Raw genomic sequence first — 10943 nt, forward strand, 5'->3', positions numbered from 1 at the left:
GCGCCCCCTCGACGACGACGGGCGTTAGTAAGGCGGCAGGGCGCCGTCGGCCCTTCCGTTCAGTTACGGAGCCCTCTTCAAGGGCCCCCTTCAGTCAACGACTGAGACCCCGCTGCGGCACCAGCCATCCCTGCCTGGCTGCCGCATGCTCAAAAGTTTTTCCCCGCCGCCCGGACCACCGTCCGGCGGCCGCCACCATGCGATATGGCCTTGCGGTTCACCGCCAAGGCCATTCCATCAGCACGGAAAGTAGCAATGGAATGCGACAAAGACGACGTTTACGCTCAAGCCTCGCAGGAGGCATCCTGCTGGGGCTCCTGGTCCCCGGAGCTTCCCTCCCAAGCATGGCCACCGCGGCGGACAGCCGCCTGGTCCTCGAATACCAACTGAACGAGACAGCGGGGACCCGGGTAATCGACTCGTCCGGCAAGGGAAACGACGGCATGTTAGTCAATGGTGCCGTCCCCTCAGGCCCGGCGGGAGTAAAGCTGGACGGTGTTAATGACTATGTCCAGCTTCCAAACAACATCCTCTCGGGCCTGAATGCCGTTACAGTCAGCACCGAAGTCCTGATCGATGCTGACCAGCAGAATCCCTACTTCATCTACGGCCTCGGAAACTCCACCAACGGAGCAGGAAACGGCTACCTCTTCACCACCGGGAACAACTACCGCACCAGCATCGCCACCGGCAACTGGTCAACGGAACAGACCGTCACAGGCACCCAGGCCCTTCCCCGCGCTGCCTGGAAAACCCTCACGTACACACTCTCCGGCGGCACAGCTGTCCTGTACCTCGACGGAGTGGAAGTCAATCGAAAGACCGGTGTCACCATCACGCCGGGCTCAATCGGCGGCGGCACCACCACGGCGAACTGGATCGGACGGTCCCTGTATTCCGTCGATAAGTACTTCAAGGGCAGCGTACGGAACTTCAGGATCTATAACGCCGCCCTCACCCAGCAGGAGGTGACCGCGCTTTCCCCAACAGACCAAAGCCGGGCAACTGACGCCGCGAATTCCATCACGGTAGTCAACGCCAACGATGTGCGTGGAAACCTCACACTCCCCACAACTGCCCAGGGCTTGCCCATCACCTGGACTTCGTCAAATCCCTCGGTAGTGTCCACCACTGGCGTGGTGACGCGCCCTGCCACCAACACAGACGTCACCCTGACGGCCAAAGTGACCTCAGGCTCCGCTTCGGCCACCAAGACGATTGTGGCCCATGTGCGGGCGGCGGCAGTCCTTGCCCCCTACGCCGGATACGCATTCAGCTACTTCACAGCAAGCACCATTGCGGGCGAGAACATCTACTTCGCCGCCAGCAACGGAAACAATGCTTTGGACTGGAGTGAGCTGAACGCCGGCCAGCCCGTCCTGACCTCCAATCAGGGAACCAAGGGGCTTCGCGACCCGTTCCTGGTGCGTTCCCCCGAAGGCGACAAGTTCTACCTGATCGCGACCGACCTCTCCATCGGCAGCGGGACCACCTGGGACGCTTCCCAGCGCACCGGAAGCAAGTTCCTGGAAGTCTGGGAATCCACCGACCTTGTTACATGGTCGGCCCAACGGCATGTGAAGTTGGCACCGGACACAGCCGGGAACCTTTGGGCTCCCGAAGCTGTTTACGATCCTTCCCTTGGCGCTTACGTGGTCTTCTGGGCCTCCAAGCTGTACGCCGAATCCGATGTGAACCACACAGGCACCACCTACAACAAGATGATGTACGCCACCACTCGGGACTTCGTGACGTTCTCCACTCCCCAGATCTGGGTTGACCCGGGACAGTCCGTCATCGACTCCACAGTGGTGAAGGAAGGCAATACCTTCTACCGCTTCACCAAGGACGAAGGAAGCGCCTCGGGCTGCGCCGACATCATCCAGGAGAAGTCCAGCAACCTCCTGGCAGTTGACCTTCCCACCACCTCCCCCAAAAACTGGACGCTGATGGACACCTGCATTGGCAGGGACGCCGGCACCAAAGCGGTTGAAGGCCCCACTGCCTTCAAATCCAACATCGAAAACAAGTGGTACCTCTTCGTGGACGAATTCGGTGGACGCGGCTACATTCCACTGGAGAGCACAAGCCTGGAAAACCCGAACTGGAAAATGCCGGCATCCTATAAGCTTCCGGCCAGCCCCCGGCACGGAACGGTCATCCCGGTCACACAAGCAGAACTGACAGCGCTCAAGAATGAGCCGGCCCCGAAACCGGCCAATGCCAACGGTGAAATCCTGCGGTACTCCTTCAACCAGACCACCGGAACCACCGTCACGGATTCCTCGGGCAACGGCCTTAACGCCACGGCTGTCGGTGGAACCACCTGGCAGACCGGAGGGTCCCTGAAGCTGAACGGCACCGACGGCCACGTTGACCTGCCGGATAACCTGCTGGCCGGCATAGTGGACGTGACGGTCGAAGCGGACGTCTTTGTGGACTCTGCCCAAAGCGGGAGCTACTTCCTTTACGGGATAGGCAACACCAACTCTTCGGGCGCCGGCAACGGCTACCTCTTCGCGACGGGCAACTCAACGTACAAGAACGCGATCGCCACGGGGAACTGGGCTACCGAACAGAGCGTCACCGGCACTGCCGCGCTTCCCCGAGGAACCTGGCAGCACTTGGTCTACACCCTTAAGGGCGACGTCGCCACCATCTACAGCAACGGCGTACAGGTTGCACAGGCGACGGGAGTAACCATAGATCCGCGTGACATCGGCGGTGGCCAGACCAAGGCGAACTACATCGGCCGTTCCGCCTACTCGGTGGACAAGTACTTCTCCGGCCAGATCAGGGAATTCGCCATCTACAACCGGGCGCTGACCGCTGCTGAAGCAGTCACTCTCTCAAGCAAGTAAGCACCGCCAGCCTAACGACTGGGCGCCAGGTCCTTACCCGGCGCCCAGTCATTAGCACCACGCACTTAGCACTAAGCACCTAGCACCAGAAAGAAGTCCCATGCCTATCACCCAGGGAACATCAGAGATCAGCCGCCGGGGAATCCTCACCGGCCTTGGCGTAGCCGCTGCTGCCGCGGCTTTCCCGCCTCTCGCCTTGGCGGGCGCCACAACAGCTTTCGCCGCTGCCGTCAGCCAGACGAACCCCTTGATTTTGAAGCGCGCGGACCCGCACATCATGCGCCACACGGACGGAAAGTACTACTTCACCGCGTCAGTGCCGGAATATGACCGCCTGGTGATCCGGTCCGCCTCCACGCTCGCAGGCCTTGGAACCGCCACGGAAAAGGTTCTATGGACCCGCTCTGCAGGCTCCATGGGCGGACACATCTGGGCACCGGAACTGCACTTTTTCAACGACCGCTGGTACATGTATTTTGCTGCCGGGACATCCGCTGAGCCTTTCCGGGTCCGCCCCTACGTGCTGCAGTCCAGCGGCCCGGACGCGATGACGTCCACCTGGTCTGTACTGGGCCGAATCTTCACCGCCTGGGATACCTTCTCCCTGGATGCAACCACCTTCGTGCACAACGGCGAGCGCTATATGGTGTGGGCTCAGCAGGAAGCAGCGGTCGGTCCAGGCACAAACCTCTACATCTCGCGCATGAGCGGTCCCGCCACACTGACCGGACCGCAAGCCCGCATTTCCGTTCCAACGTTGGCCTGGGAACGTGTGGGACATGTTGTGAACGAGGGGCCGGCAGTGATCATCCGCAACGGCCGCGTCTTCTGCACCTACTCTGCCAGTGCCACCGACGCCAACTACTGCATGGGCCTGCTCACGGCATCGGCCACGGCTGACCTGTTGAACCCGGCGTCATGGACCAAATCCCCCAACCCGGTCTTCAAATCCTCGGATGCGACGAGTCAGTACGGGCCGGGACACAACTCGTTTACAGTCGCGGAAGACGGAGTCTCGGACATCCTCGTCTACCACTCCCGGGACTACCGGGACATCAATGGGGAGCCGCTTTACGACCAAAACCGGCACACGAGGGTACAAAAGGTCTACTGGAATGCAGACGGGACGCCCAATTTGGGAATACCGCTGAAGAACGGCCCTCTGCCCGTACGGCTGATGTCCTTCAACTTCCCCAACCGTTGTGTGCGCCACTACTTCAACGAGGCTCGCCTGGACGCCGACGTCACGCTTCTTGCAGATTCGCAGTTCAACCTCAGTACCGGACTGGCGGGTGGCACTTCGGTTTCACTGGAATCGGCAAATTTCCCGGGCAAGTACCTGGTGGACAGGGGTACCTCTGTCCGCTTGGAGGCGTCTGACGGCAGTGCGTCGTTCGCGGCAGCGGCCTCCTTCAACAGGCGCTCTGGCCTGGCCTCCAGCTCGGGCGTTTCCTTTGAATCTGTGGCCAACCCCGGAAAGTACCTACGCCACTTCGATTACAAGATGCTGGTTCAGAGCGTCAGCGCAGGCCTCGGCTACCAGGACGCGACGTTCACTCTGGACTAACGCCCTCTCGTACCATCCGCACTGACTGCCCGTTTGCTGCCGGTTCCTTTTCGGGACCGGCAGCAAACCGCTGCGGCAGGGCCGCTCAGCTGACAGGAATTATCCGAACCGGCCGGAGACGTAGTCTTCGGTGGCCTTCTGGGTGGGGTTGCTGAAGATCGTGTGGGTGTCGCCCACCTCGATGAGCTTGCCCGGCTTGCCTGTTCCCGCAATGTTGAAGAAGGCGGTCCTGTCGGAGACGCGGGCTGCCTGCTGCATGTTGTGGGTGACGATGACCACCGTGTACTGGTCCTTGAGGTCGTTGATGAGGTCCTCGATGGCCAGGGTGGAGATGGGGTCCAGAGCTGAACAGGGCTCATCCATCAGGATCACCTGAGGTTCAACAGCGATGGCACGGGCAATGCACAGACGCTGCTGCTGCCCGCCGGAAAGTCCGGATCCCGGCTTCTGGAGCCTGTCCTTGACCTCGTTCCAGAGGTTCGCGCCACGCAGGGAACGTTCCACCAGGGCATCTGCCTCACCCTTGGACATCTTCTGGTTGTTCAGCTTGACGCCTGCGAGGACGTTGTCGCGGATGGACATGGTGGGGAACGGGTTGGGGCGCTGGAACACCATGCCGATCTGGGAGCGCACGGTCACCGGGTCAACGCCGGGGCCGTAAAGGTTATCGCCGTCGAGCAGCACTTCACCTTCAACCCGGGCACCGGGAATGACTTCATGCATCCGGTTCAGGGTGCGCAGAAAAGTCGACTTTCCACAGCCGGACGGGCCGATGAAGGCCGTGACGGATTTGGCTTCGATGTTGATGCTGACGTCTTCGACGGCAAGGAACTTGCTGTAGTAGACGTTCAGGTCCTTGACGTCGATGCGCTTTGACATGTTGTTCCTTCACTTACTGAGGTACGGATTGAAGTTTAGTTCCAGCGGGGCTGCGGTACTAGCGGCCGGCCTTGGGCGCGAAGACCCTGGCGATCAGGCGGGCGCCGAGGTTCAGCAGCATAACCAGGATGATCAGCACCAGGGCCGCTCCCCAAGCCCGCTGGGATGACGGATCCGGGTTGGAGGGCGACGTCGGATTCAGGATCTGCGTGTAGATGAACGTTGGCAGTGACGCCATCCAGCCGCTGAAGACGTTGGCGTTGATGGCCGTCGCAAAGCCCGCCGTCACCAGGATGGGGGCCGTTTCCCCGATAACACGGGCGATGGCCAGGGTGACGCCGGACGCGATGCCCGAAATCGCCGTCGGGATCACTACCTTGAGGATGGTGCGCCACTTCCGGACGCCCAATGCGTACGCTGCCTCGCGGAGTTCGTTGGGTACAATCTTCAGCATTTCCTCGCTGGAGCGGACCACCACGGGAATCATCAGGACGGAAAGCGCGACGGCGGCCACCGCGCCTGTTTTGGTCCCCGGCCCCACGATGGCGAAGAAGAATGCGGCAGCGAAGAGCCCGGCAACGATGGACGGGATCCCGGTCATAACGTCAACGAAGAACGTAATGGCGCGGGCAAGCGGCCGGTCGTTGCCGTACTCAACGAGGTAGATGGCCGTAAGCAACCCGACGGGAACTGACATCGCCGTGGCCAAAAGGGTTATCTCCAGAGTGCCGAGTAAGGCATGGTAGATGCCGCCAATAATCGGGGCGCCCTCTTCGACTGCCCTGTTGTCATAGGCCCCGGTCACACCATTCATGGAGTAGGTGAGGAAGCCAGGCGTTACCAGTCCCGGGATGCCGTTCACCAGAACGGTCCAGATCACGGAGACAAGCGGCAGGAGAGCCACAATAAATGCGCCACTGACAAGGCAGGTAGCCAGCTTGTCCTGTGCCTTGCGGCGGCCTTCAACAACTGCGCTCCAGCCCACCAGGCCGGCAGCGAAAAGGATGGCTGACACAATGCCCCAGCCGAACGGGTTGAAGCCGACTACGGCCAGGATCGCCGCTCCGACTACCAGCGCGATGGCCAGGACAATGTAGGGCGCGGCCTTGGGCAGCTGGCCCTTTGTCAGGGAGGACCGTTTTCGGACCGGGGTGGGGGTCATGGTGGCGGTCATTTAGTTGGCTCCAGAGAATTCTTTATGCCTGCTGATAATCCAGCGGGCCACGATGTTCACGGCGAGGGTGATGAGGAACAGCACCAGGCCGGCGGCGATCAGCGTGCTGACCTTCAGGCCGCTCGCTTCGGGGAAGTTCAGGGCGATCTCCGCGGCGATGGTCTGGTTTCCGGACTGGATCAGGCTCGCGGTAAGGGCGCCGGAGGAGAGAACCAGTGCAACGGCCATCGTCTCGCCAAGTGCCCGGCCCAGGCCCAGCATCACAGCGCTGATGATTCCTGGCCGGCCAAATGGCAGCACAGTCATCTTGATCATTTCCCAGCGCGTAGCGCCCAGTGCCAAGGCGGCTTCCTCGTGCAGTTTGGGGGTCTGCAGGAAGATTTCGCGTGTCAGGGAGGTGATGATGGGCAGGACCATCACGGCCAGCACGATGCCGGCGGTGAGGATCGTTTTGCCAGTTGCGGAGGCGGGGCCCTGGAAGATGGGCAGCCATCCCATGTTGTCCGCGAGCCAGTTGTACGCCGGTGATATCTCCTTGGCCAGGAAGGCTGCTCCCCAAGCGCCGTAAACCACTGATGGAATGGCGGCGAGGAGGTCGATCACATACCCGAGCCCGGAGGCGAGCTGGCGCGGAGCGAAGTGGGAGATAAAGAGGGCTACCCCGATGGCAATGGGAGTGGCGATCACCAGCGCGATAAGCGCAGCGATCAAGGTACCGATAACGATCGGCCAGATGTAGGCAAAAAACCCTTCGCCGCCTTGGATCTTGTCAGCGGGTGCCATGAACGCGGGGAGGGATTGGATAACAAGAAAAAGAGCAACTCCAAAGAGCACCGCAAGGATCAGGCAGCCTGCTGCCATGGCGGCTCCGGAGAAGACCTTATCCCCGGCGCGGCCTGCGCCCCGGGAACGTGTCAGGGAGGTGATGGTCACAAACGATCCTCTGGGATCTGAACCGCTTGCCGGGAGGCCAGCTCTCCTTCCCGATAAGCGGTGAATCTGGTGATGCTTCGGACAACAGCCAGAATCCCTGCCCGCGGCGGACGGTCCGTGACCGCCCGGCCGGAGCAGGGAACCTGGTTCAGTTTGGTTTTTCCACTATGCCTTGCAGCAGTCGGGAATCCCTAGGACTGACCCTAGGACTTGACCTTGATGGATTCGATGGCCTTGACGGCCTTCTCGCGAAGTTCTGCCGAAAGGGGTGCGGACTTCGCAGCATCGGCTGCGGCTTCCTGGCCCTCTTCAGAGACAACATAGGATTCGAAGGCCTTGACGAGGTCAACCGTCTCTTTGCTGTCGTAAGTCGAGCAGACAATGTGGAACGAAACCAGCACTACGGGGTAAGCACCCTCGACGGCAGTCTTGCGGTCCAGCTTAATCGACAGATCGTTGGCTGACCGACCCTCGACCGGCTTGCCGGCATCCACTGCCTTTGCAGCGGCCTCAGCTGAGATCTTGGTGAAGGTTTCACCCACCTTGATCCGGGCAATGCCCAGCTTGCCACTCACGGCGGAGTCATCGGCATAGGTAACTGCACCCGGGGTGTCCGTGACGGTCTTGACAACGCCGGAGGTTCCCTTGGCGTTTTCACCCTTGAGGGAGGCGGGCCAGACTCCCGAAGCCTTGTCAGTCCAGGCTTCTGGAGCTGCGGCGGCAAGGTAGTCCGTGAAGTTGGTGGTGGTGCCCGAGTCATCAGAGCGGTTCACTGGAGTGACCTGGAGGTCAGGCAGGCTCGTGTCGGGGTTCAGTTCCGAGATTGCGGGGTCATTCCAGTTCTTGATCTCGCCCCGGAAGATTTTCGCAACCGTAACGGCGTCGAGGTTCAGTTCCTTGATGTCCGGGACATTGAAGGCGATAGCGATCGGGGAAATGTAGACCGGGATGTTGACTGCGCCCTCAGGACCGCAAATCTCCTTGGACGATTCGTACTCATCGTCCTTCAGGTAGGCGTCTGAGCCGCCGAACTGGGCTGAACCGTCCAGAAGCGCCTTACGGCCAGCCCCCGAGCCGTCCGGAGAGTATTGAACGGTGGCGCCCTGGTTGGCTGAAGCGAACTCTGACTTCCAAACATCCATTGCTGCGCCCTGCGCGGAGGAACCGATACCGGTCAGTGTGCCGCTGGCGTTGGAGCCGGACTTGGCCCCGCCGTTTGCGGCAGCTTCGGTGGGGTTGTCGGAACCACAAGCCGTCAACGCAAGTGCCCCGGCTGCGATGACTGCAATGGCCGCATGGCGGCCGAAACGGAATGCCTTCACTTAGATGTACCCCTTCCAGGGTTATTCAGGTGCGGGCAGGGCCGGAGACGCCCTGCAGCGCGATGCGTACGTTGTGTACCTTCAACGAAGTTATGGGCTGCAGGTAACGGGACGCCATGACCAAGGTGAACGAAGGGTTAACGACGGCGGCATATTGGCTGACACATGACCGGTCACCGTTGCGTCAACGATTCCGGCGGCGTAGGGACGGCGAAGCCGGGCTGCGCTTGACTAGACTTTCAGCCAGTAGACCGAACCGCAACCTTCTCCAAGGAGCAGTTTTCCATGCCTGAGCTTAGCGAAGCAGATCAGATCCAAAGCCGGAAGGTGCTTGACGCCGTCGCCGAGCAGGCAGGCATGGGACGTGGAGATCAGGACTGGGCAGACTTCGAGCGGCGCTTCGGCCGGCATTTTCCTGACCTATCCCGGTTGTTCCATTCGCTCTACGGCTCTCGTCCGGACTTTCAGGACCAGCTGACTTCGCTGGTCCTCGAAATCGCCCGCTCCTGGAAGCAAAGGCCCGCGGACTTGAAGCTGCTCGACGCCGGGCGGGAGGGCAAAAGCGACTGGTTCCAGTCCAACCAGATGCTCGGCGGGGTCTGCTACGTAGACCGGTATGCTGCGGACCTCGAGGGTGTCCGCGCCCGGATCCCCTACTTCAAGGAACTCGGCCTCACCTACCTGCACCTGATGCCGCTGTTTTTGGCACCCGAGCCGCACTCTGACGGCGGTTATGCCGTCTCCAGCTACCGCGAGGTCAACCCCAGGCTCGGCACGATGGAACAGCTTCGCAGCCTTGCAGCTGAACTGCGGGCCAACGGCATCAGCCTGGTGGTCGATTTCATTTTTAATCACACCTCGGACGAACACGAATGGGCCCGCAAGGCCGCTGAGGGCGATCCCGAGTACAGCGGCTACTACTGGATCTTCCCGGACCGTTCCCTGCCTGACGAGTTTGAGAAAAACGTTCGCGAGATTTTTCCCGACGATCACCCTGGCTCATTCGTTCAAATGCCTGACGGGCGGTGGGTCTGGGCGACATTCCATTCCTTCCAATGGGACTTGAACTACTCCAACCCGGAGGTGTTTCGCGCCATGGCCGGGGAGATGCTCTTCCTGGCCAACCAGGGAGTGGACATCCTCCGGATGGACGCTGTGGCCTTCATCTGGAAGCAGCTCGGAACGACGTCCGAGAACCTGCCCGAGGCCCACACTCTGTTGCAGGCGTTCAATGCGGTCTGCCGCATCGGCGCCCCCTCCCTCCTCTTCAAATCCGAAGCCATCGTTCACCCGGATGAAGTGGCCTTGTACATCGACCCGGCAGAGTGTCAGCTTTCCTACAATCCGCTGCAGATGGCCCTCATCTGGGAAGCGATGGCCACAAGGGACGTATCCCTGCTCTCGCAGGCACTGGAACGGCGGCACAACATCCCGGCGGGAACGTCCTGGATCAACTACGTGCGCAGCCACGACGATATCGGCTGGACCTTTTCCGATGAAGACGCCGCGGAACTGGGCATCAACGGCTTTGACCACCGTCGCTTCCTGAACTCCTTCTACGTCAGCCGGTTCCCCGGCAGCTTCGCCCACGGTGTCCCGTTCCAGGACAACCCGCGCACCGGCGATTGCCGGATTTCCGGAACGACGGCGTCCCTCTGCGGCCTGGAGGACGCTTCCGCTCAGGCGCTGGAGAGAATCCTGTTGGCTCATTCTGTGGTGTTCAGCACCGGCGGCATCCCCCTGCTCTACCTCGGCGACGAGGTGGGCCAACTCAATGACTACCAGTACGCGATGGAAGAAGGTCACGAGGCGGACAGCCGCTGGGTACACCGCCCGCACTATCCCCTGGAGCAATACGAAAAACGCCACGACCCCACCACCCCGGAAGGCAAAATCTTCGGCGGGTTGCGGAGGATGATTTCAGTACGCTCTGCCACGCCGGAAATGGCGGGCACGCGCCTCGTCGACTTCAACACCCGGAACCCGAGCGTTCTTGGCTATCAGCGCCCGGGTGATGGTTCGGCGATCCTGGTCCTGGCCAACTTCAGTGACGAGCCCCAGGACATTCCCGCCGCCACGTTGTCAGGATTCACCCCTGATGCCGAGGATATTCTGTCCGGCGATCCGCTGAGCCTCGGCGGCGGAATCATCCTCAGCCCGCGGTCATACGTCTGGCTCAGGGTCCGGCCACAACTCTAGGATCGGGC

Annotated in this window: 7 protein-coding genes; 3 read left to right on the top strand and 4 right to left on the bottom strand. The window is 61.2% G+C overall.

The annotated features are described in order from the left end of the window. Positions 1–260: 260 nt before the first annotated feature. Positions 261–2861 carry a LamG-like jellyroll fold domain-containing protein gene (locus M1E02_RS19430; protein WP_479375814.1) on the top strand — a complete coding sequence of 867 codons (2601 nt, stop codon included), beginning with the start codon at positions 261–263 and terminating at the stop codon, positions 2859–2861. A 100-nt stretch (positions 2862–2961) separates the two neighbouring features. Next, positions 2962–4428, top strand: a complete 1467-nt coding sequence (locus M1E02_RS19435) for a family 43 glycosylhydrolase (RefSeq protein WP_479375815.1) — start codon at positions 2962–2964, stop codon at positions 4426–4428. A gap of 99 nt (positions 4429–4527) precedes the next feature. On the opposite strand, the gene pstB is transcribed toward M1E02_RS19435, so the two are convergent. The 4 genes from pstB to pstS form a co-directional block, all read right to left on the bottom strand. Then, positions 4528–5307 carry a phosphate ABC transporter ATP-binding protein PstB gene (gene pstB, locus M1E02_RS19440; RefSeq protein ID WP_479375816.1) on the bottom strand — a complete coding sequence of 260 codons (780 nt, stop codon included), beginning with the start codon at positions 5305–5307 and terminating at the stop codon, positions 4528–4530. Between the two features lie 58 nt (positions 5308–5365). Then, positions 5366–6469 carry a phosphate ABC transporter permease PstA gene (pstA, locus tag M1E02_RS19445; protein WP_479378224.1) on the bottom strand — a complete coding sequence of 368 codons (1104 nt, stop codon included), beginning with the start codon at positions 6467–6469 and terminating at the stop codon, positions 5366–5368. A gap of 12 nt (positions 6470–6481) precedes the next feature. Next, positions 6482–7414, bottom strand: coding sequence for a phosphate ABC transporter permease subunit PstC (pstC, locus tag M1E02_RS19450; protein ID WP_479375817.1), 933 nt, complete (start codon positions 7412–7414; stop codon positions 6482–6484). Between the two features lie 203 nt (positions 7415–7617). Then, on the bottom strand, positions 7618–8736 hold the full coding sequence (gene pstS / locus M1E02_RS19455; RefSeq protein WP_479375818.1) for a phosphate ABC transporter substrate-binding protein PstS: 1119 nt from the start codon (positions 8734–8736) through the stop codon (positions 7618–7620). Between the two features lie 357 nt (positions 8737–9093). Between pstS and M1E02_RS19460 the strand changes: the two genes are divergently transcribed. Continuing rightward, positions 9094–10935, top strand: a complete 1842-nt coding sequence (locus M1E02_RS19460; protein WP_479378225.1) for an alpha-amylase family glycosyl hydrolase — start codon at positions 9094–9096, stop codon at positions 10933–10935. Positions 10936–10943: the final 8 nt, after the last annotated feature.

The organism is Arthrobacter sp. Z5-13 (assembly GCF_056499105.1).